The organism is Variovorax sp. GW822-FHT04A09 (assembly GCF_058801005.1).
On sequence record NZ_JBXAMV010000001.1, the window covers coordinates 1929059 to 1948272 of the forward strand.

The 19214-nt window shown below is 68.4% G+C and carries 24 protein-coding genes; 14 read left to right on the forward strand and 10 right to left on the reverse strand.

Going from position 1 to position 19214, the window contains the following annotated elements:
* Window position 1 precedes the first annotated feature (1 nt).
* Window positions 2-781 (forward strand): MBL fold metallo-hydrolase, encoded by a 780-nt coding sequence (locus AC1RLW_RS08845; protein ID WP_493192817.1) that lies wholly within the window; start codon window positions 2-4, stop codon window positions 779-781.
* 79 nt (window positions 782-860) lie between these two features.
* Here AC1RLW_RS08845 and AC1RLW_RS08850 read toward each other — a convergent pair whose 3' ends face one another.
* The 3 genes from AC1RLW_RS08850 to AC1RLW_RS08860 form a co-directional block, all read right to left on the reverse strand.
* On the reverse strand, window positions 861-1109 hold the full coding sequence (locus AC1RLW_RS08850) for a hypothetical protein (RefSeq protein WP_056583267.1): 249 nt from the start codon (window positions 1107-1109) through the stop codon (window positions 861-863).
* A 94-nt stretch (window positions 1110-1203) separates the two neighbouring features.
* Complete coding sequence (locus AC1RLW_RS08855) at window positions 1204-1710, reverse strand: hypothetical protein (protein ID WP_493192818.1); 507 nt, start codon at window positions 1708-1710, stop codon at window positions 1204-1206.
* Window positions 1700-2842, reverse strand: coding sequence for a JmjC domain-containing protein (locus tag AC1RLW_RS08860; RefSeq protein WP_493192819.1), 1143 nt, complete (start codon window positions 2840-2842; stop codon window positions 1700-1702). The genes AC1RLW_RS08855 and AC1RLW_RS08860 overlap by 11 nt, the downstream gene beginning before the upstream one ends.
* Window positions 2843-2856: 14 nt before the next feature.
* Between AC1RLW_RS08860 and AC1RLW_RS08865 the strand changes: the two genes are divergently transcribed.
* Entirely contained in the window at window positions 2857-3381 is a 525-nt protein-coding gene (locus tag AC1RLW_RS08865) for an FKBP-type peptidyl-prolyl cis-trans isomerase (RefSeq protein WP_369647612.1), read from the forward strand.
* 70 nt (window positions 3382-3451) lie between these two features.
* Here AC1RLW_RS08865 and AC1RLW_RS08870 read toward each other — a convergent pair whose 3' ends face one another.
* The 4 genes from AC1RLW_RS08870 to coaBC form a co-directional block, all read right to left on the reverse strand.
* Window positions 3452-3952, reverse strand: coding sequence for a glycine zipper 2TM domain-containing protein (locus AC1RLW_RS08870; RefSeq protein ID WP_062474665.1), 501 nt, complete (start codon window positions 3950-3952; stop codon window positions 3452-3454).
* Between the two features lie 189 nt (window positions 3953-4141).
* Entirely contained in the window at window positions 4142-4588 is a 447-nt protein-coding gene (gene dut / locus AC1RLW_RS08875; protein ID WP_062474662.1) for a dUTP diphosphatase, read from the reverse strand.
* 16 nt (window positions 4589-4604) lie between these two features.
* Window positions 4605-5045, reverse strand: a complete 441-nt coding sequence (locus AC1RLW_RS08880) for a hypothetical protein (RefSeq protein WP_493192820.1) — start codon at window positions 5043-5045, stop codon at window positions 4605-4607.
* Entirely contained in the window at window positions 5045-6268 is a 1224-nt protein-coding gene (gene coaBC / locus AC1RLW_RS08885; protein WP_493192821.1) for a bifunctional phosphopantothenoylcysteine decarboxylase/phosphopantothenate--cysteine ligase CoaBC, read from the reverse strand. Before coaBC ends, AC1RLW_RS08880 begins: the two co-directional genes overlap by 1 nt.
* Window positions 6269-6392: 124 nt before the next feature.
* Between coaBC and pyrG the strand changes: the two genes are divergently transcribed.
* The 8 genes from pyrG to AC1RLW_RS08925 all read left to right on the forward strand — a co-directional run bounded on the left by pyrG (window position 6393) and on the right by AC1RLW_RS08925 (window position 13351).
* Window positions 6393-8075 carry a CTP synthase gene (pyrG, locus tag AC1RLW_RS08890; RefSeq protein WP_070059524.1) on the forward strand — a complete coding sequence of 561 codons (1683 nt, stop codon included), beginning with the start codon at window positions 6393-6395 and terminating at the stop codon, window positions 8073-8075.
* Window positions 8072-8929 carry a 3-deoxy-8-phosphooctulonate synthase gene (gene kdsA / locus AC1RLW_RS08895; RefSeq protein WP_493192822.1) on the forward strand — a complete coding sequence of 286 codons (858 nt, stop codon included), beginning with the start codon at window positions 8072-8074 and terminating at the stop codon, window positions 8927-8929. The genes pyrG and kdsA overlap by 4 nt, the downstream gene beginning before the upstream one ends.
* Window positions 8926-9216 carry a DUF1330 domain-containing protein gene (locus AC1RLW_RS08900; protein ID WP_062474654.1) on the forward strand — a complete coding sequence of 97 codons (291 nt, stop codon included), beginning with the start codon at window positions 8926-8928 and terminating at the stop codon, window positions 9214-9216. The genes kdsA and AC1RLW_RS08900 overlap by 4 nt, the downstream gene beginning before the upstream one ends.
* Window positions 9217-9268: 52 nt before the next feature.
* Window positions 9269-10552, forward strand: coding sequence for a phosphopyruvate hydratase (eno, locus tag AC1RLW_RS08905; RefSeq protein ID WP_062474653.1), 1284 nt, complete (start codon window positions 9269-9271; stop codon window positions 10550-10552).
* A 15-nt stretch (window positions 10553-10567) separates the two neighbouring features.
* Window positions 10568-10846 (forward strand): cell division protein FtsB, encoded by a 279-nt coding sequence (gene ftsB, locus AC1RLW_RS08910; protein ID WP_062474651.1) that lies wholly within the window; start codon window positions 10568-10570, stop codon window positions 10844-10846.
* 153 nt (window positions 10847-10999) lie between these two features.
* Window positions 11000-11641: a nicotinamide riboside transporter PnuC gene (pnuC, locus tag AC1RLW_RS08915; protein ID WP_493192823.1), complete on the forward strand. Its 642-nt coding sequence runs from the start codon at window positions 11000-11002 to the stop codon at window positions 11639-11641.
* Window positions 11638-12315 (forward strand): AAA family ATPase, encoded by a 678-nt coding sequence (locus AC1RLW_RS08920; RefSeq protein ID WP_493193068.1) that lies wholly within the window; start codon window positions 11638-11640, stop codon window positions 12313-12315. The genes pnuC and AC1RLW_RS08920 overlap by 4 nt, the downstream gene beginning before the upstream one ends.
* 52 nt (window positions 12316-12367) lie before the next feature.
* Window positions 12368-13351 carry a hypothetical protein gene (locus AC1RLW_RS08925; RefSeq protein ID WP_493192824.1) on the forward strand — a complete coding sequence of 328 codons (984 nt, stop codon included), beginning with the start codon at window positions 12368-12370 and terminating at the stop codon, window positions 13349-13351.
* Window positions 13352-13353: 2 nt separating this feature from the next.
* Here AC1RLW_RS08925 and AC1RLW_RS08930 read toward each other — a convergent pair whose 3' ends face one another.
* A complete protein-coding gene (locus tag AC1RLW_RS08930; RefSeq protein ID WP_493192825.1) occupies window positions 13354-14229 on the reverse strand; it encodes an AraC family transcriptional regulator in 876 nt (291 codons plus the stop codon).
* Between the two features lie 106 nt (window positions 14230-14335).
* Between AC1RLW_RS08930 and AC1RLW_RS08935 the strand changes: the two genes are divergently transcribed.
* Window positions 14336-15124, forward strand: a complete 789-nt coding sequence (locus AC1RLW_RS08935) for an SDR family oxidoreductase (RefSeq protein WP_493192826.1) — start codon at window positions 14336-14338, stop codon at window positions 15122-15124.
* Between the two features lie 25 nt (window positions 15125-15149).
* Window positions 15150-16025 carry an NAD(P)-dependent oxidoreductase gene (locus AC1RLW_RS08940; protein WP_493192827.1) on the forward strand — a complete coding sequence of 292 codons (876 nt, stop codon included), beginning with the start codon at window positions 15150-15152 and terminating at the stop codon, window positions 16023-16025.
* Between the two features lie 12 nt (window positions 16026-16037).
* Here the strand turns inward: AC1RLW_RS08940 and hslO are convergent, their stop codons facing one another.
* Both hslO and AC1RLW_RS08950 read right to left on the reverse strand, forming a co-directional pair.
* The gene (gene hslO, locus AC1RLW_RS08945; protein WP_062474645.1) at window positions 16038-17036 is read right to left on the reverse strand and encodes an Hsp33 family molecular chaperone HslO; all 999 of its coding nucleotides are present in this window, start codon (window positions 17034-17036) and stop codon (window positions 16038-16040) included.
* Window positions 17037-17160: 124 nt separating this feature from the next.
* Window positions 17161-17685 carry a gamma carbonic anhydrase family protein gene (locus tag AC1RLW_RS08950; RefSeq protein WP_159272463.1) on the reverse strand — a complete coding sequence of 175 codons (525 nt, stop codon included), beginning with the start codon at window positions 17683-17685 and terminating at the stop codon, window positions 17161-17163.
* Window positions 17686-17724: 39 nt separating this feature from the next.
* Between AC1RLW_RS08950 and AC1RLW_RS08955 the strand changes: the two genes are divergently transcribed.
* Entirely contained in the window at window positions 17725-18537 is an 813-nt protein-coding gene (locus tag AC1RLW_RS08955; RefSeq protein ID WP_493192828.1) for a ferritin-like domain-containing protein, read from the forward strand.
* Window positions 18534-19214 carry a pentapeptide repeat-containing protein gene (locus AC1RLW_RS08960; RefSeq protein ID WP_493192829.1) on the forward strand — a complete coding sequence of 227 codons (681 nt, stop codon included), beginning with the start codon at window positions 18534-18536 and terminating at the stop codon, window positions 19212-19214. The genes AC1RLW_RS08955 and AC1RLW_RS08960 overlap by 4 nt, the downstream gene beginning before the upstream one ends.

Sequence of the window (19214 nt, forward strand, 5' to 3'; positions counted from 1 at the left end):
CATGCTCCGCTTCCGAAGCCTCGGCAGCGGCAGCACGGGCAACGCCGCGCTGGTCGAAGCAACGACCAGCGCCGGCCGCACCACCCGCCTCCTCGTCGACTGCGGCTTCGGCATCCGCCAGCTCGACCGGCGCCTGGCCCAGGCGGGCCTGGCTGCCGCAGACCTCGACGCCGTCTTCATCACCCACGAGCATGGCGACCACATCGGTTGCGCCCATGCCCTGTCGCTGCGCGACCGCATCCCGGTCTGGATGAGCGAAGGCACCTGGCTCGCGACCGGCGGCCGCGACTACGAAGGCCGCCTGCACCTGGCGCGCGACGATGCCGAGTTCACCGTCGGCGACCTCTGCCTGCAGCCCTTCACCGTGCCCCACGACGCCCGCGAGCCGCTGCAGCTGCGCTGCACCGACGGCAACCGCACGCTGGGCGTGCTGACCGACCTGGGCCACGCCACCAGCCACGTGCTGGCCCGGCTGCGCGGCGCGCATGCACTGCTGCTGGAGTTCAACCACGACAGCGACCTGCTGGCCGGCTCGGCCTACCCGCCGTTCCTGAAGCAGCGCGTGGGCGGCAACTACGGCCACCTGTCGAACACCGCGGCGGCCGAGATCGCGCGCGCCGTGCTTCACGACGGGCTGCGCCACGTGGTCGCGGCGCACCTGAGCGAGCAGAACAACCGGCCCGAGATCGTGCGGCGCCTGATGGCCGAGGCGCTGGGCGGCGACGAAGCCGAGATGCTCACGGCCACCGCCGCCGAGGGCTCACCCTGGCTCGACGTCTGAGCAGGCGGGGCATCGCCCTCCCCCAATGAAAAAGCCGCCCGAGGGCGGCTTTTTGCATGGTGCGGACCTGGCAGCGGAATTACTGCTTCGGTGCCTCGCCCTTCTTGGCGGCCTCGGTCGCGGCGTTGGCGGCGTCCAGGGCCGACGAGGCGGCGGCCGACGGTGCCGATGCAGGCGCGGCGGCTGGCGGTGCGGCGGGTGCGGGTTCGGTCACGGGAGCGGGCGGCGGGGTCACGACCGCGGGGGCGGCGTCCTCTTTCTTTCCGCAGGCCACCAGGGCGGCAGCGGCGATCAGCGAGGCAATCAGGACGGACGACGACTTCTTCATGAGGACTCCTTTGGCAATGAAGGTCTGGAACCAAAAAATTCTAGACCGCCAACCCCGCCCGGATATGTCGCGGGGGTGTATTTGCGGCATTGGCTTACAAGCCGAGCGTGGAGGCGGGAAAGGCCGGTCGGCCCTGGCGCCAGCGCTCGTCGAGGCTTTCGCGCAGTGCCCGTCGCGCGCGCGGCTCGCTGCTGCAGACGCCGCGGCTGCGCTCGGGGTCGATGCGGTGCAAGCACCAGGTGGGCGTCCACAGGGCGCTGGGCACCTCCTCTGCCGTGCCTGAGCGACCTGCCGCGCGGCATTCGACGATGTGGTCCCAGGTGCGGCGCCATGTCACGAAGCGCGCGTGGCCGCGCTCGATCAAGTCGAAGCGCCCTGCCAGCAGCAACAGGCGGCGCCCGCTGGCCGACCAGGCCTGCAGCGCCTCGATGCTGGCGCGCTCGCCCAGGGGCCAGTCGGCGAAGTCGGGGTCGCTGAAGACGATCTCGTTCCAGCCCTGGTGCGCAGCGGCGGACAAGGCCCCGCGAACGAGGTCGGCGAACGCCTCGAGGCCGTCGAAGCGGCCTTCGCTCAGGACCGGCTCGACGCCTTCATTCGGCATGCAGCCAGCCCGCCTCGCACCACTCGCCCAGCAGCGCCCGCGCGCCCTCGCTGGCGCGGGCCAGTTCGCGCGCACCGAGCGCACGCTGGTCGGCCAGCCTCCGCATCAGCGTGGCGTCGGCCCCGCCCGCGCGGAAGCTCTCGCCGTTGATGTAGACGTGCCGCGCGTCGTAGAGCATGCGCGTGCGGCGATCGAGCGCGACCGCGCGCAGCACCTCGGGCACTTCGTTGCCCTCGCCGAACCAGACGTTGGCCTTCGGCTCGGTGAGCGATTCGCCCAGCGCGCGGTCGATGGCGTCGGGGTCGCGCAGCGCGGCCTCGACGGCCTTGCGTGCGAAGTCCTGCAGCGCGGCCGGCATCGCGGCCGGGGCTTCCACGGCAGGCTGCGACGGATCGCGGTAACGCGCGAGTTCAGCCGGGCCCGCGTCTTCCAGGTCTTCGGCATACGCCTGTGCCACGCGCGCCAGCAGGTCGGCGCCCAGCTCGCCCACGGCGGACGAGCGCAGCCCGATCGAGTACGTCATGCAGTCGTCGCCCACCGCCACGCCGTCGTGGGCGTATTTGGGCGGCAGATACAGCATGTCGCCGGGCTCGAGCACGAAGGTCTGTTCGGGCTCGAAGTGCTCGAGCACCTTGAGCGGCACGTCGGGCTGCAGCCGCAGATCGGACTGCTTGCCGATGGACCAGCGGCGCTGGCCCTGCGCCTGCAGCAGGAACACGTCGTAGCTGTCGAAATGCGGACCGACCCCGCCCGTGTCGCTCGCGTAGCTGATCATCAGGTCGTCCAGGCGCGCATCGGGCAGGAAACGGAACTGCCGCAGCAGCTCGTGCACGCCGTCGTGGTGCAGGTCGACGCCCTGCACCAGCATCGTCCAGCCCGGCTGCTTCAGCGGCGGCAGCGCTCGGCGGGTCAGCGGGCCGTGCTTGAGCGACCAGCCGGCCTTCCCATGCCGGATCAGGCGCGACTCGACCCCCTCGCGCTCCGCCAGCGCGAACAGCGCTTGGCGGTCGATCGGTGGCACCATCGAGGGAACGGCCTGCCGGATCAGCAGGGGTTTCTTTTGCCAGTACCGGCGCATGAACTGCGCGGGACTCAGGCCGCCAAGCAAGGGCAGCGGTTGATTGATCTCCATGGGAGAATTCTGCAATGGAAATCTCTGAACAATGCGTGGTCGGCCTGACCTGGACCATGAAAGACACGCTCGGCGATGTGCTGGACGTGCTCGACGAGCCGGTGGAATTCATGGTGGGCGGCGACGACCTCTTCGACGTGATCGAGGCCGCCCTGCAGGGCCATGAGCCCGGCGCGCGCGTGCAACTGCAGATCGAACCCGAACAGGGCTTCGGCGACTTCAACGACCAGCTGCTCTTCCTGGAGCCGCGCACGCTGTTCCCCGAAGGCACCGAAGAAGGCATGACCTTCGACGGTTCCGCCCTGCCCAAGGGCGTGAGCGACGGCATCCCCAAGGATGCGATCTACACCGTGGCCGAGATCTACCCGGACCACCTCGTGCTCGACGGCAACCACCCGCTGGCGGGCATCGCGATCCGCCTGGACATCACGGTGCGTTCGGTGCGCGAAGCCACCGAAGAAGAAGTCGGCCGCGGCACGGCAGGCACTGCCTTCTTCAAGGTCCCGCCGATGGCACCGGGCGGCCAGATGCTGCACTGAAACCACGCCACTCCACAAAGCAAAAGCCGGGCAGTGCCCGGCTTTTTTCTTTGCGCGCGCGGCCGACCGCTTACATGCGCGAGATGTGCCCGTTGTCGATGCGCACGCGGTCGCCGATGCGCAGGTCGCCCGGGTTTTGCACGTCGAAGGCGCGGTAGCCGCCGCGGTCGGTCTGCACCGAGACGCGGTAGCTCTCGTAGGCGCGCGGCCCGTTCTGCTGGGCCTCGATGGTGTTGCCCAGCAAGGCGCCGCCCACGAGGCCGAGCGCGGTGGCTGCGGCACGGCCGTTGCCGCGTCCGAACTGGTTGCCCACCACGCCGCCGATGAGACCGCCCGCGATGGCACCGCCACCCGTGGTGCCGACGCCTGCGGTTTCGCTGCGCAGCACCTCGATGTTGGCCACGTGGCCGTACTCGACGTAGGCCGCTTCCTGGTACTGGATCGCCCGCGGCGGGGCCTGGTAGGGGTAGCGCGAGGTCTGGTAGACCGGGGCCGGCGCGACACAGGCCGTGAGCGTGGCCAGTGCGAGCACGGACGCCGTGACGGAAATGAAGCGCATTGAGATGTTCATGAAAGAGGCTCCTCGAAGAAAACAGCACGCGCCCGGACGGGCTGCATGCCTGCCTGTGTCTAACGTTTCAGCCGAAGCCGCGATGACGAAAGACACACGCTGAAACCTTCGAGACGAACCACGCGCCGGCGGTTCCGTTCTTTACGCCTTGGATACTCAGGTGCCCTTCAGCTTTGCCGGGGCAAAGGCTCAGTGCTTGCCGGTCGAACCGTAGCCGCCCTCGCCGCGTTGCGAGGCCTCGAACTCGGCGACCACGCGGAACTGCGCCTGCACCACCGGCACGATCACCAGCTGCGCAAGCCGCTCCATCGGCTGCAGCACGAAGGGCGTGTTGCTGCGGTTCCAGGCGCTGACCTTCAGCTCGCCCTGGTAGTCGCTGTCGATCAGGCCGACGAGGTTGCCCAGCACGATGCCGTGCTTGTGGCCCAGGCCCGAGCGCGGCAGGATCAGCGCGGCATAGGCCGGATCGGCCAGGTGGATCGCGATGCCGGTGCCCACCAGTTGCCAGGCATTGGGTTCGAGCGTGACCGGGGCATCGAGGCAGGCCCGCAGGTCGAGGCCGGCACTTCCGGGGGTGGCATACGCGGGCAATTGATCCACCATGCGCGGATCGAGGATTCGGACGTCTACTTTCACTGACTTGCTGCCTTGGTTACTTCTGTTGCTGTTCTTTTTGCTTGCGGGCGGCCTCTTCGAGCAACTGCTGCCATTTGGCGACCCCGGGCCTCAGGTTGAGCCCCTTGAGAAAACGCTTGCCGAACCAGGCGGCCGCGGCCGCGCCCAGGACGAGCACGGAGAGCGGCACGCCAATGGCCCACAGCACCAGGAACACCATCGCCCCCATGCCAGCCAGCACCTTGAGCGTGCCCAGGGGGATGGCCTTGGTGCCGTCAGCCTTCGCGGCCTCGCCACCCGGCGATTCGCGCCGCGTGGCGACGGTGCCCTGCGCACCGGGCGAAGGCGTCATGCCCACGTCCAACCCGTGCTCGGACTCCTTGCCCGGGACGCGCGCCGACTGGCCGGCCCGCGCCGACAGCTGCTCCACGTAGCGGGCGAAATCGCCGTTGGGTGGTGTGTTGGATTCGGTGTTCATCAGGCCCTCCAATCAGGAAGTCGCGCGGCAATCTCCGTCATCAACTCGCGCGCCAGCCGGAGCTTGGGCGCGCGGGGCAACTCGCGCACGCCCTTCGCGTCCACCAGCAGCAGTGCGTTGTCGTCCTGCCCAAAGGTCAGCGGGCCGATGTTGCCCACCAGCAGCGGAATGCCCTTGCGCTCGCGCTTGGCCTTGGCGTGCTCGGCGAGGTTCTCGCTCTCGGCGGCGAAGCCCACGCAGAACAGCTTCCTGGCCTGCGCGCGCTCGCTTTTTGCCACCGTGAGCAGGATGTCTGGGTTCTCGACGAAGTGCAGCACCGGCGTCTGGCCGCTGCCGTCCTTCTTGATCTTCTGGTCGCTGTGCGTCGCCGGGCGCCAATCGGCCACGGCGGCCGTTGCTACAAAAATGCTAGCTGCCTGCGCAGCACGGGTGGTGGCTTCGAGCATCTCCTGCGCCGACAGCACGTCGATGCGGCTCACGCCGCGCGGGGTCGGCAAGTGCACCGGGCCGGCCACCAGCGTGACCTCGGCACCGGCCTCGCGCGCCGCGCGGGCGATGGCGAAACCCATCTTGCCGGACGAATGGTTGGTGATGCCGCGGATCGGGTCCAGCGCCTCGAAGGTCGGGCCGGCCGTGACGAGCACCTTCTGCCCCGCCAGCAGCTTGGGCTGGAAGAAGGCCGTGATGTCCTCGAGCAACTGCGCCGGTTCGAGCATGCGCCCGTCGCCGGTTTCGCCGCAGGCCTGCCAGCCGCGGCCCACACCCAACACGGTCGCGCCGTCGGCCGACACCTGCATCAGATTGCGTTGCGTGGCCGGATGGGCCCACATCTCGCGGTTCATGGCCGGGGCGATCAACAGCGGCACGCGCTCGGTCGGACGCGCCAGGCACAGCAGGCTCAGCAGCTCGTCGGAGCGGCCCTGCACCAGCCGCGCAATGAAATCGGCGCTGCAGGGCGCCAGCACGATCGCATCGGCCTCGCGGCTCAGGTTGATGTGCGGCATGTTGTTGGGCTCACGGGCGTCCCACTGCGAGGTGTAGACGGTGCGCCCCGAGAGCGCCTGCATGGTGACCGGCGTCATGAACTGCTCGGCCGCCTCGGTCATCACGACCTGGACGGTGGCGCCCGCCTTCACGAGCAGCCGGCACAGCTCGGCCGATTTGTAGCAGGCGATGCCCCCTGTGAGTCCGAGGACGATGTGTTTGCCGGCGAGATCTTGCATGGGACATATTGTTGCTCACATACCGACAAGATCAGGAATGGGATGGCCTTCGGCCGTGGAGGCACAAAGGGGACACCTATAATCGCAATTTCCCACTGCCCGGATTCACGCGTCCGGAACTGGCATGACCAAATTTGTCTTCGTCACCGGTGGTGTCGTATCTTCCCTTGGCAAGGGAATCGCCTCCGCCTCGCTCGCCGCGATCCTCGAATCGCGCGGCCTCCAAGTCACCCTCATCAAGCTCGATCCGTACATCAATGTCGACCCCGGCACGATGTCACCGTTCCAGCATGGCGAAGTGTTCGTCACCGATGACGGCGCCGAGACCGACCTCGACCTCGGCCACTACGAGCGCTTCATCAACACGCGGATGCGCAAGGCCAACAACTTCACGACCGGTCAGATCTACAAGACCGTGCTCGAGAAGGAACGCCGCGGCGACTACCTCGGCAAGACGGTGCAGGTCATTCCGCACATCACCAACGAGATCCAGGAATACATCAAGCGCGGCGCCGGCATCGGCACAGCGCATGAAGTGGACGTGGCCATCGTCGAAATCGGCGGCACCGTGGGCGACATCGAGTCGCTGCCCTTCCTGGAAGCCGTGCGCCAGATGAGCCTGCGCATGGGCCCGAACAACTCGGCCTTCGTGCACCTGAGCTATGTGCCCTGGATCGCCGCTGCCGGCGAGCTCAAGACCAAGCCCACGCAGCACACCGCCAAGGAACTGCGCGCCATCGGCATCCAGGCCGACGCCCTGCTGTGCCGCGCCGACCGCCCGATCCCCGACGACGAGCGCGCCAAGATCTCGCTGTTCTCGAACGTGCCCGAATGGGGCGTGATCTCCATGTGGGACGTGGACACCATCTACAAGGTGCCCCGCATGCTGCACGAACAGGGCCTGGACGGCCTGATCTGCGACAAGCTGCGCATCAACACCCCGCCGGCCAAGCTCACGCGCTGGGACGAGCTGGTGTACGAGGTCGAGCATCCGCAACAGGAAGTGTCGATCGCCATGGTCGGCAAGTACGTCGACCTGTCGGACAGCTACAAGTCGCTCAACGAGGCGCTGCGTCACGCCGGCATGAAGAACCATGCGCGCGTGAAGATCGACTACATCGACTCCGAGACCATCTCGGCGCAAGACGTGTCGCGCCTGGCCAAGTACGACGCCATCCTGGTGCCCGGCGGCTTCGGCCAGCGCGGCGTGGAAGGCAAGATCTCGGCCGCCCGCTTCGCCCGCGAATCGAAGGTGCCCTACCTGGGCATCTGCCTGGGCATGCAGGTCGCCACCATCGAGTACGCCCGCCACGTGGCCGGCCTGAAGAACGCCAACAGCACCGAGTTCGACCCGGAAACGCCCACCCCCGTGATCGCCCTGATCACCGAGTGGAAGGACCGCGACGGCACCGTGAAGACGCGCGACGAGAAGTCCGACCTCGGCGGCACCATGCGCCTGGGCGCGCAAAGCTCCGACGTCTCGCCCGGCACGCTGGCGCACAGCATCTACGGCGACGTGGTCACCGAGCGCCATCGCCACCGCTACGAAGCCAACGTCAACTACCTGGACGAGCTGCGCAACGCCGGCCTCGTGATCTCGGCGCTCACGCAGCGCGAGCACCTGACCGAAATCGTCGAGCTGCCGCAGAACGTGCACCCGTGGTTCATGGGCGTGCAGTTCCACCCCGAGTTCAAGTCAACGCCGTGGGGCGGCCATCCGTTGTTCAACGCCTTCATCAAGGCGGCGCTCGACCACAAGGACAAGGGCGCGGGCAGCACCAACAAGACGCTCAAGGCAGTGGCATGAAGCTTTGCGGATTCGACATCGGGCTGGACCAGCCTTTCTTCCTGATCGCCGGCCCGTGCGTGGTCGAATCCGAGCAGCTGCAGATGGACACCGCCGGCGCGTTGAAGGAAATCACGGCGTCGCTGGGCATCCCGTTCATCTTCAAGAGCAGCTTCGACAAGGCCAACCGCTCCTCGGGCACGAGCTTTCGCGGCCCGGGCCGCGACAAGGGCCTCGAGATCCTGGCCAAGGTGAAGCGCGAACTCGGCCTGCCCGTGCTGACCGACGTGCACACCCACGAGGACATCACCGAGGCCGCCAAGGTGGTCGACGTGCTGCAGACGCCCGCCTTCCTGTGCCGCCAGACCGACTTCATCCACGCCGCGGCGCAGTCGGGCAAGCCGGTGAACATCAAGAAGGGCCAGTTCCTCGCGCCGCACGACATGAAGAACGTGATCGACAAGGCCCGCGCTGCCGCCAGGGAAGCCGGCCTGGACGAAGACAGCTTCATGGCCTGCGAGCGCGGCGCCAGCTTCGGCTACAACAACCTCGTGTCGGACATGCGCTCGCTCGCGATCATGCGCGAGACGAAGGCGCCCGTGGTGTTCGACGCCACCCACTCGGTGCAGCTGCCCGGCGGCCAGGGCACCAGCTCGGGCGGCCAGCGCGAAATGGTGCCGGTGCTCTCGCGCGCAGCCGTGGCCGTGGGCGTGGCCGGTCTCTTCATGGAGACGCACCCCGACCCGAACAAAGCCCTGAGCGACGGCCCCAACGCCGTGCCGCTCAAGCACATGAAGGCCCTGCTCGAGACGCTCGTCGCGCTCGACCGGGTCACCAAGAAAAACGCATTCCTCGAGGACAGTTTTCAAGCATGAGCAGCGGTTACGTCATTGCCCACGTCGAAGTCACCAACCCGACGCAGTACGAGGAATACAAGAAGTGGTCGAGCGTCGCGATGCAGGCGCACGGCGCCGAAGTCTGCGTGCGCGGCGGCCAGGTGCAGCCGCTCGAAGGCGACTGGAAGCCCACCCGCGTCGTCGTGCTCAAATTCCCCAGCTTCGAGAAGGCCAAGGCCTTCTACGAGACGCCCGAATACCTGAAGGCGCGTGAAGCGCGTGCCGGCGCCGCCATCATGAACATGATCGCGGTCGAAGGCCTTTGATTCCGTTTTTTGCCAGTCCACTCCACCAAGAGACCCAGAGAAAGAGATAGAGATGAGTGCAATCGTTGACATCGTCGGCCGCGAAATTCTCGACAGCCGAGGCAACCCCACCGTCGAGTGCGACGTGCTGCTCGAGTCGGGCACCATGGGCCGTGCGGCCGTGCCCTCGGGCGCTTCGACCGGTTCGCGCGAGGCCATCGAGCTGCGCGACGGCGACAAGAGCCGCTACCTCGGCAAGGGCGTGCTGAAGGCCGTCGAGAACATCAACACCGAGATCTCGGAAGCCGTGCTGGGCCTGGACGCCAGCGAACAGGCCTTCCTCGATCGCACGATGATCGACCTGGACGGCACCGACAACAAGGCCCGCCTGGGCGCCAACGCCACGCTCGCCGTGTCGATGGCCGTGGCCCGCGCCGCGGCCGAAGAGTCGGGCCTGCCCCTGTACCGCTACTTCGGCGGCATGGGCGGCATGCAGCTGCCGGTGCCGATGATGAACGTCATCAACGGCGGCGCGCACGCCAACAACAGCCTGGACCTGCAGGAGTTCATGATCATCCCCGTGGGCGCCAAGAGCTTCCGCGAGGCCGTGCGTTACGGCGCCGAGGTGTTCCACGCCCTGAAGAAGATCCTGGGCGACCGCGGCATCAGCACCGCCGTGGGCGACGAAGGCGGCTTCGCCCCCAGCGTCGAGAGCCACGAAGCGGCCATCCAGCTGATCCTGGAAGCCATCGACAAGGCCGGCTACACCGCCGGCGAACAGATCGCCCTGGGCCTGGACTGCGCGGCCAGCGAGTTCTACAAGGACGGCAAGTACGTGCTGTCGGGCGAAAACCTGTCGCTCACGGCCGAGAGCTGGACCGACATGCTCGCGACCTGGGTCGACAAGTACCCGATCATCAGCATCGAAGACGGCATGCACGAAGGCGACTGGGACGGCTGGAAGCACCTGACCGAACGCCTGGGCAAGCGCGTGCAGCTGGTGGGCGACGACCTGTTCGTCACCAACACCAAGATCCTGCAAGAAGGCATCGACAAGGGCATCGCCAACTCGATCCTGATCAAGATCAACCAGATCGGCACGCTGACCGAAACCTTCGCCGCCATCGAGATGGCCAAGCGCGCGGGCTACACGGCCGTCATTTCGCACCGTTCGGGCGAAACCGAAGACAGCACCATCGCCGACATCGCCGTGGGCACCAACGCCGGCCAGATCAAGACCGGCTCGCTGTCGCGCTCGGACCGCATCGCCAAGTACAACCAGCTGCTGCGCATCGAAGAAGACCTCGGCGACATCGCCGTCTACCCGGGCCGCGGCGCGTTCTACAACCTCAAGTAGCGCCTCGCAGCCTGCATGCGCGCGCGCTTCGTCCCTCCTCTCATCCTGGTGCTGCTGCTGGTCATCCTGCAGTGGCAGCTGTGGAACGGGCGCGGCAGCGTGCGCGAGGTCGCCCAGCTGAGAACCCAGCTGGCCGACCAGAAGGACGCCAACGCCAAGGCCGCCCTCAACAACGAGCGGCTGGCGTCCGAGGTCAATGACCTGAAAGACGGCCTCGAGATGGTCGAGGAACGCGCGCGTGCGGAACTCGGCATGGTCAAACCGAACGAAGTCTTCGTGCAGATCGCGAGGTAATCGGATGACCCCCAGTCTCCGCGCACTTCGTGTCGCTTCGCCAACCCCCTTCCAGGGGGCGACACCAGCGGCCCGGCAAAGCCGGTTCCGCGGTGTCCCACGACCAGACCGTGTGAGGTTCACAGAGCGACCCGAAAGACGCACAGCCTCGGTGTGAACCTCCTCCCCGAGTTCCTTTCGGCCTCCGCCTTTGCGCTGTGGGGTTCTCCCGTCACCTGGCTTGAGCTCGTGGCCTCCGCGCTCGCGCTCGTGATGGTGGGCTGCAACATGCGCGAGATCCACTGGGGCTGGCCGCTGGCGATCGTCAGCTCGCTGCTCTACGTGGTGGTGTTCGCCAACGCACGCATCTACGGCGACGCCTCCCTCCAAGTCTTCTTTGCCTTCGTCGCCCTGTGGGGCTGGGCGCAATGGCTGCGCGGCTTCCGCGCCGACGGCAGCGCCTTGCGGGTCAGCCGGCTGTCGCCGCGCGGCACCGCGTACGCCCTCGTGGCCTGCGCCATTGCGTGGCCCGTGGTCGCCCTCTTCCTGCGTCGCTTCACCAACACCGACGTGCCCTGGTGGGACGGCTTCGTCACCGGCCTGAGCCTGGTCGGGCAGTTCCTGCTCGGACGCAAGTTCATCGAGAACTGGCTCATCTGGCTGGCCGTGAACGTGGTCAGCGTGGGCCTGTTCATCCACAAGGGCCTGTGGCTCACGACGGCGCTGTACGCGGTGTTCGCCGTGCTCAGCGTGGCCGGCTTCCTGGCATGGCAGCGACGCCTGCCGAAGGCCACGGCGAAGGCGGTGCCGGCATGACGCCGAACCTGCCGACCGGCTGCGTCATCGCGCTCGTGGGCGCCGAGAGCACCGGCAAGACCGAGCTCTCGCGCGCCATCGCACAGCGCCTGCAGGACCGCGGCACGCCCGTCACGCTGGTGGGCGAGTACCTGCGCGAATGGTGCGAACGCGAAGGCCGCACGCCGCGCCCCGACGAGCAGCAGGCCATCGCCGACGAACAGAGGCGCCGCATCGACACCGCCGCCGCCACGGGCGTGGTGGTGGCCGACACCACGGCGCTCATGACGGCGGTCTACAGCGAGCAGCTGTTCGCCGATACCTCGCTCTACGACAGCGCCCTGGCCGCGCAGCGGCGCTATGCCATCACGCTGCTCACCGCGCTCGACCTGCCCTGGGTGGCCGACGACATGCGCGACGGCCCGCACGCGCGCCAGCCGACCGACACGCTGGTGCGCGCCGCGCTCTCGCGCGCCGGGCTCTCGTATGCGGTGGTGCACGGCAGCGGCGGCGAGCGGCTGGCGAACGCATGGAATGCGATCAACACCATCGCCGGCAGCGAAGGCCGTGCCCGCACGCGCACCCGCCGAGACGCCAAGCCCGCCTCGTGGACATGGCCTTGCGAGAAGTGCTCCGACTCGGAATGCGAACATAAGCTCTTCAGCGACCTGATGGCGCGCCGCGACCCCACCTGAGCCTTTCGGCTCCTGCGCGTTCGCGCGCCCTCTCCCCTTTAACGGAGACCCGATGCCCGTTTCGATTGCTGCGCGCACTGCCTCGCGCGCTCCCGCCGCCGCTTTCCTCGCCCTGCTGCTGACCGCCGGCACGGCTTCTGCGGCCCCCGTGGCCGCCACCGTCGAGAACGCCACCACCCCCACGGCCTGCGCCGAGGAAGACAACGTGTCGATGGTGCTACGCGGCGACGGCATCCGCCGCCTGCGCATCGAAGCGCTGCAGCCGAGCTACCTCGGCACCATCGGCAACGACGTCACCGCACCCGACTTCTCGGGCTGCAACTTCGACGGCGGCGCCCACCCCACCGACCCGGCCCATCGCTTCAAGCAACGCACCGTCGTGCTGCTCGACAACGCGCAGTGGCGCATCGTCGGCATGACGCTGCCGACCTTCTGGCGTCCGGCGCGCGTGCCGGTGCAGGTCGGCGCGCGCCACGACCGCGGCTTTCATCTGCTGCAGGTGTTCAAGAAGGAAAACGGCAAGGCGCTCGAGGCCATCGTGCTCTATCCCTCCGACGGCTACTGGCGCCTCAAGCCGCTGCCCGAGGCGCGCTTCGGCGATGGTGTGTACGGCTCGTCGTTCCTGCTCGGCCCCGTCGTGCAGGCCGGGCGACCGGTGGTGGACATCGCGTCGATCCGCGTCGTGCCCCAGCCGCTGGCCATCCATCTGCGCTTCGCCGACGGCGGCAGCGCCGTGGCGCGCGTGACCGAGATCAGCCGCACCCGCACCGCGCTCGACGTGACGCTCTCCCAACCCACAGCAAGTGCGAAGCAACCCTTCGCGGTGCTGCGCTCGATGTACGTGGCGCCCGACAACGCCGACATGAGCGAGGTGCGCTGGCAGGCCTCGCCGCAGGCGGCCGAGCAGGCGTTGCCGCTGCCCGAGGTGAAGACGCTGAACGCCACGCAGGTGCGCTTCGGCCGCAGCCTGCCCTCGAAGCACAACACGAGCGCACCCGACATCGCGTTCAGCGGCTTCGACGACGAAGCGCGCTGAGCTCAGGCCGCGCGCCGCACCTCGCCGGGCGTGAGGCCCAGCACGCGGCGCATGCAGCGCGCCATGTGGCTCTGGTGCGAGAAACCGCTCTCGAGCGCCACGAGGCTGGCGGGCATCTCGCTGTTGAGCAGCAGGCTGCGCGCGCGGTCGACGCGGCGATGCACCACGTAGGCATGCACCGCCTGGCCGGTGGAGCGCTTGAACTGCGTCTTCAGGTGCGAGGCGCTCAGGCCCGCGACCTCGGCCAGTGCGGCCAGCGACAGGTCGCCGTCCAGGTGCGCCTCGATGAACTCGGTGACGCGTTTCAGTTGCAGTCGGGTCAGCCCCTGCGCGGGTGACGGCGCCACCTGCGGGCCGGCCGCGATCAGCTGCACCGCGAGCGCGGTGCCCAGGCTGTCGGTGTAGAGCCGGCCATTGGGAAAGCCCGCGCGGCGCTCGGCGTCGAGCGCCCAGGCGATGTGTTCGATCTGCGGGTCGCGGAACTGGTGGCGCTCGCCGAGCACCGCGCGCTCGGCCGGCAGGCCCATCTCGTCGGCCGTGCGCACCAGCAGCGCGGGCGCCATGCGCACCACGACCGAGGTGCTCGGCGACTCTTCGTGCCAGATGTCGGTGCTGCCGGCCGGCAGGATGTCGAGGTCGCCGCGCGTGTAGAGAAAGCGGTGGAACTGGCAGGCGCCCGCCACCGGCGCGCCCGCGTGCAGCTTGAGGCGGTGATCGGGCAGCGCCTCGTAGCCGACCACGCCGCCGGGGGTCTGGCGCACGTCGACGCGCAGGCTGTCGGTGGCGGGCGGCGCGACGAAGCTGTCGGCCGACAGCGCCACATCGGACGCCGCACCACCGTGCCCGTGCAGATCGGTGTCCAGATCGGTATCGCTCATCGAAACATTATGGGCCGCGGGCGGCGTGCTTGCCGTCGACCGTTTGTGCTCCCCCACGGCTGAACGTGCGCGACCGCAAGCCGTGCGATCCGGATCATCGACGGCCATGAACACCACCTCATCTACACCCTACGCAGGCAAGAAGGCCGTCATCACCGGCGGCACCCTCGGCATGGGCCTGGCCACTGCGCAGGCGCTGCTCGACGGCGGCGCCGACGTGCTCGTGACCGGCCGCAACCCGCAGAACCTGGAGGCCGCACGCCGCGTGCTCGGCCCCTTCGGCGCGCGCGCACATGTGCTCGCGTCCGACACGGCCTCGCTGACCGACATCGATGCACTGGCCGCCACCGTGCGCAAGCGCTTCGGCCGCATCGACCTGCTGCACATCAACGCGGGCATCTCGTCGCTCGAACCCTTCGAGCAGGTGACCGAGGCCGGCTACGACCGCGCCTTCGCCGTCAACACCAAGGGCCCGTTCTTCACCGTGCAGCGCCTGGCGCCGCTGATGCCGGCGGGCAGCGCCATCGTCTTCACCTCGTCCATCGCAGACGAAGGCGGCATGCATGGCATGAGCGTGTACAGCGCCACCAAGGCCGCGCTGCGCTCGATGGCCTCGGGCTTCGCGGCGGAGCTGGTGACGCGCGGCATCCGCGTGAACGTGGTGAGCCCCGGCTTCATCGACACGCCCACGCTCGGCGTGACCGATGCGAGCGCCGAAGAACGCGCCGAGTTCATGCGCCTGGGCGACCAGATCACGCCGATGCGGCGCCACGGCACCTCGGCCGAAGTGGCGCGCGCGGTGCTGTTCTTCGCCTTCGAGGCGACCTTCACGACGGGCGCACGCCTCACCGTCGATGGCGGGCTGGGCCAGGGCCTGACGCCGACTGCCGCCTGATCCGATCTCTCACCAAGGACCTCACATGACCGACGTTTCCCTCATCGGCCTCGGCCCCATGGGCATCGCCCTCGCGCGCGCCCTTCAATCGTCGAAGTTCACGCTGACGGTGTGGAACCGCACCGCCGAGCGCGCGACGCCCCTCCTGAACCAGGGCACGGTGCTGGCACCGACGGCCCTGGCCGCCGTGCAGGCCAGCCCCGTGGTGCTGGTCTGCGTGGCCGACTACCCGGCGTCGCGCGCCATCCTCGCCACGCCCGGCGTTCACGACGCGCTGCGCGGCAAGGTGCTGGTGCAGTTGAGCACCGGCACGCCGCAGGACGCGCGCGACGACTGGGCCGCGCTCAGCGGCGTGGCGTACCTCGACGGCGCCCTGCTCGCCACGCCGGGCCAGATCGGCCGGCCCGACACGCCGCTCTTCATCTCCGGCGAAGCACGCGCCCTCGCCGCCTGCCGGCCGCTGCTCGAAGCCATCGCCGGCAACATCCAGCACATGGGCGAGCCGATCGGCAACGCTGCGGCCTGGGACCTGGCCACGCTGTCGTGCATGTTCGGCGCGATAAGCGGGTTCTTCCACGGCGTGCGCATCTGCGAAGCCGAAGGGCTGCCGGTGGACGGCTTCGCGCAGATGATCGGCGCGATCTCGCCGGTGCTCGGCGAAATGATCCAGGCCGAGGGCGAGGCGATCCACGCCGGCCGGTACGGCGAGCCCGAGAGCTCGATGGCCACCTGCGCGGGCTCGGGCCGGCTGTTCGTGAAGCAGGCGCGCGAGGCGCAGCTCGACGCGGGCTTTCCGGATTTCCTGATGGGTCAGTTCGAGCGCGCGCTGCGCGCGGGCCTGGGCAACGAGCGCCTGGCCGCGATGGTCAAGGTGCTGCGGCAACCGCCGCAGCCCGCTTGAACCGCGTCGCGCTTACTGGACGACCGGGCTGCCCGGCAGCTGGTCGCCCAGCGGCTTGAACAGCTGCGCGGTATCGACCGCGTCGAAGCGGTACTGCTTGCCGCAGAAGTCGCAGCCGACCTCGATGTCGCCGCGCTCGGCGAGGATTTCCTCGGCCTCTTCCACGCCGAGCCCGCGGATCATCTGCGCCACGCGCTCGCGGCCGCAGGTGCACGCGAAGTGCGGGCCCAGCAGGCCGGCCTGCGGTTCGAAGCGCAGCAGCTTCTCTTCCCAGAACAGGCGGCGCAGGATGGTCTCGACGTCGAGCGTGAGCAGCTCGTCGCGCGTGAGGCTCGACGCCAGGATCGAGATGCGGTTGTATTCCTCGTTGCGGCCGATCTGGTCCTGGTGCGCCTCGTCGTGCGTCTGCTGCGAGGTGCCTTCGAGGTTGCCCTCGCCCTTGATGGGCAGGCGCTGGATCAGCAGGCCGGCCGCCACCTTGTCGTCGGCGGCGAGCACCAGCGTGGTGTCGAGCTGTTCGCTTTGCAGCATGTAGTGCTGCAGCACGTCGCTGAGCTTGCCCAGCTTCTGGCCGTCGTCGCCGAACAGCGGCACGACGCCCTGGTACGGCGTGGTGCCCGGGAGCTTGTCCTTCGGGTCGAGCGTGATGGCGCAGCGACCCTTGTTGTTCACGTTGACCATGTCGGGCAGGCGCGCGTCGGCCGGCAGGTCGCCGATGACCTTGGCGGTGGCGCGCAGGCTCAGGTCGGGCTTGGCCTCGGCCACGGCCACCTTCACGGGGCCGTCGCCGAAGATCTGCAGGATCAGCGCGCCGTTGAACTTGATGTTGGCCTGCATCAGCGTGGCCGCGGCCGTCATCTCGCCGAGCAGTTCGGCCACCGGCGGCGGGTACGGGCCGGTGGCCGTGTTGGAGGCGCGCCGCGCAAGGATCTCCTGCCACGCATCCGTCAGGCGCACGATCATGCCGCGCACCGGCAGGCCATCGAACAGGAATTTGTGCAGCTCGCTCAAAACATCATCTTTCTCTCAATTAGGCTGTCTTCACGTGGAATACCGCGGAACCGGCTTTGCCGGGCCGCAGGTATTGCCCCCTGCAAGGGGGTAGGAGGCCACACGAAGTGGGCAAGCCTGGGGGTTAGCCAATTTTCTTGAGGCCCTTCGCGAAGCGATGGGCGTTTTCTACGTAGTGCTCCGCACTCTGGCGCAGCTTGGCGGCGGCCGCATCGTCGAGCGTGCGCACCACCTTGGCGGGCGAGCCGATGATGAGGGAGTTGTCGGGAAACTCCTTGCCCTCGGTCACGACGCTGCCGGCGCCAACGATCGAATTGCGGCCGATCTTCGCGTTATTCAAGACCACCGCCTGGATGCCGATCAGCGAGTTGTCGCCGATGGTGCAGCCGTGCAGCATCACCTGGTGCCCCACCGTCACGTTGTCGCCGATGGTCAGCGGGCAGCCGATGTCGGCGTGCAGCACCGACAGGTCCTGGATGTTGCTGTTGCGCCCGATGGTCAGCACCTCGGTGTCGCCGCGCAGCACGGCGCCGAACCAGACGCTCGCGTTCTCTGCCAGTTCGACATTGCCCATGACCTGGGCGCTGTCCGCGACCCATGCGCCTTCGCCAAGGCGCGGTGCAATGCCATCCAATTCGTAAATCGCCATCGTGGTTGTCTCCGGAGGGGCAAAACTAGAATTGTAGGGATGCACCCCCGATTGAGCGCGCTGGCCGCGCTGCGCCTGACAGACCCCGACGACAAGGTGGCCGCCACGCGCGCCACGGCTGCACAGGCAGCTACTGTTTTCATAGCACTCGAGCCCCTGCGCACGCCCGGCGACGACGACGGCGTGCCCGGCCGCCCGGAGCGCCCGCTGCGCGTGGCCGCCACGGCTGTGCAGAAGCGCTCGCCCTTCACGCCCGAAGGCCGCGCCGCGCTGATCCATTCGATCTGCCACATCGAGTTCAACGCGATCAACCTCGCGCTGGACGCCGTGTGGCGCTACGACGGCATGCCCGAGGCCTACTACCGCGACTGGCTGCGCGTGGCCGACGAGGAGGCGCAGCACTTCACGCTGCTGCACACGCACCTGCAAGCCATGGGCTGGCGCTACGGCGACTTTCCGGGCCATGACGGCCTCTGGAACATGTGCGAGAAGACCAAGGACGACGTGCTCGCGCGCATGGCGCTGGTGCCGCGCACGCTCGAAGCGCGCGGGCTCGACGCCACGCCGCTGATCCAGTCCAAGCTGAAACGCGTGAATACGCCCGACGCGCTGCGTGCCGTGGAAATCCTCGACATCATCCTGCGCGACGAAGTGGGCCACGTTGCCATCGGCAACCACTGGTACCGCTGGCTGTGCGAACGCGCCGGGCTCGACGCCGAAGCCAACTACCCGGCCCTGGTCGCGCGCTACGACGCGCCGCGCCACAAGCCGCCTTTCAACCTCGAAGCACGCGGCCGGGCGGGCTTCAGCCCCGCAGAGCTGCGCGCGTTGACCGATTCCCGCCCCGAATGACCGAAGTGATTTCCGACCAGACCTGGTCACGCGCCGAGCTGCAGGCCTGCCTGCAGGGCCGCGACACGCCGCCGCATTTCGAACGCTGCCATTTCGACGAGGCCGACCTGTCGCGCCTCGACCTGCGCGGCGCGCAGTTCACCCTGTGCAGCTTCGCCGAAACCTCGTTCGAGCGCGCCCAGCTGGCGGACACGCGCTGGGTTGGTTGCCGCGCGCGCCAGGCCGACTTCGGCCTGGCCGACCTCACGAACGCGCGCTTCCAGGACTGCGACCTGAACAACACGCAGTGGGCGCGCGCCAAGCTGGCCTCGGCGCTCTTCACGGGCGTGAAGCTCACGGGCGCGCACTTCGGCGAGGTGTCGGCGCTGGGCGTCGTGTTCAAGGACTCGTTGCTGATCGACGCGCACCTGCGCGGCCTGTCGTTCCGCAAGCAGACGCTCGCGCAGCTCGACCTGTCGGAGGCCGACCTCTCGGGTTGTGATTTCCGCGAGACCATCTTCGAAGGCGGCAGCCTGCGCAACGCGCACCTGAAGCTGGCGCGCTTCGAAGGCGCCGACCTGCGCGACGTGGACCTGGGCGGCCTGCGGCTGGCCAACGCCGCGCCGTTCAAGGGCGCGACCATCTCCCACCGCCAGGCCGCCGCACTGGTCGAGGAGCTGGGCCTGCGCGTCGTCTGA

Excerpts from the sequence above, each read along its gene's own strand:
- AC1RLW_RS08845 (WP_493192817.1), top strand. The coding sequence starts at position 2 with ATGCTCCGCTTCCGAAGCCTCGGCAGCGGCAGCACGGGCAACGCCGCG.
- AC1RLW_RS08850 (WP_056583267.1), bottom strand. The coding sequence starts at position 1,109 with ATGAAGAAGTCGTCGTCCGTCCTGATTGCCTCGCTGATCGCCGCTGCC.
- AC1RLW_RS08855 (WP_493192818.1), bottom strand. The coding sequence starts at position 1,710 with ATGCCGAATGAAGGCGTCGAGCCGGTCCTGAGCGAAGGCCGCTTCGAC.
- AC1RLW_RS08860 (WP_493192819.1), bottom strand. The coding sequence starts at position 2,842 with ATGGAGATCAATCAACCGCTGCCCTTGCTTGGCGGCCTGAGTCCCGCG.
- AC1RLW_RS08865 (WP_369647612.1), top strand. The coding sequence starts at position 2,857 with ATGGAAATCTCTGAACAATGCGTGGTCGGCCTGACCTGGACCATGAAA.
- AC1RLW_RS08870 (WP_062474665.1), bottom strand. The coding sequence starts at position 3,952 with ATGAACATCTCAATGCGCTTCATTTCCGTCACGGCGTCCGTGCTCGCA.
- AC1RLW_RS08880 (WP_493192820.1), bottom strand. The coding sequence starts at position 5,045 with ATGAACACCGAATCCAACACACCACCCAACGGCGATTTCGCCCGCTAC.
- coaBC (WP_493192821.1), bottom strand. The coding sequence starts at position 6,268 with ATGCAAGATCTCGCCGGCAAACACATCGTCCTCGGACTCACAGGGGGC.
- pyrG (WP_070059524.1), top strand. The coding sequence starts at position 6,393 with ATGACCAAATTTGTCTTCGTCACCGGTGGTGTCGTATCTTCCCTTGGC.
- kdsA (WP_493192822.1), top strand. The coding sequence starts at position 8,072 with ATGAAGCTTTGCGGATTCGACATCGGGCTGGACCAGCCTTTCTTCCTG.
- AC1RLW_RS08900 (WP_062474654.1), top strand. The coding sequence starts at position 8,926 with ATGAGCAGCGGTTACGTCATTGCCCACGTCGAAGTCACCAACCCGACG.
- eno (WP_062474653.1), top strand. The coding sequence starts at position 9,269 with ATGAGTGCAATCGTTGACATCGTCGGCCGCGAAATTCTCGACAGCCGA.
- ftsB (WP_062474651.1), top strand. The coding sequence starts at position 10,568 with ATGCGCGCGCGCTTCGTCCCTCCTCTCATCCTGGTGCTGCTGCTGGTC.
- AC1RLW_RS08920 (WP_493193068.1), top strand. The coding sequence starts at position 11,638 with ATGACGCCGAACCTGCCGACCGGCTGCGTCATCGCGCTCGTGGGCGCC.
- AC1RLW_RS08925 (WP_493192824.1), top strand. The coding sequence starts at position 12,368 with ATGCCCGTTTCGATTGCTGCGCGCACTGCCTCGCGCGCTCCCGCCGCC.
- AC1RLW_RS08930 (WP_493192825.1), bottom strand. The coding sequence starts at position 14,229 with ATGAGCGATACCGATCTGGACACCGATCTGCACGGGCACGGTGGTGCG.
- AC1RLW_RS08935 (WP_493192826.1), top strand. The coding sequence starts at position 14,336 with ATGAACACCACCTCATCTACACCCTACGCAGGCAAGAAGGCCGTCATC.
- AC1RLW_RS08940 (WP_493192827.1), top strand. The coding sequence starts at position 15,150 with ATGACCGACGTTTCCCTCATCGGCCTCGGCCCCATGGGCATCGCCCTC.
- AC1RLW_RS08950 (WP_159272463.1), bottom strand. The coding sequence starts at position 17,685 with ATGGCGATTTACGAATTGGATGGCATTGCACCGCGCCTTGGCGAAGGC.
- AC1RLW_RS08955 (WP_493192828.1), top strand. The coding sequence starts at position 17,725 with ATGCACCCCCGATTGAGCGCGCTGGCCGCGCTGCGCCTGACAGACCCC.
- AC1RLW_RS08960 (WP_493192829.1), top strand. The coding sequence starts at position 18,534 with ATGACCGAAGTGATTTCCGACCAGACCTGGTCACGCGCCGAGCTGCAG.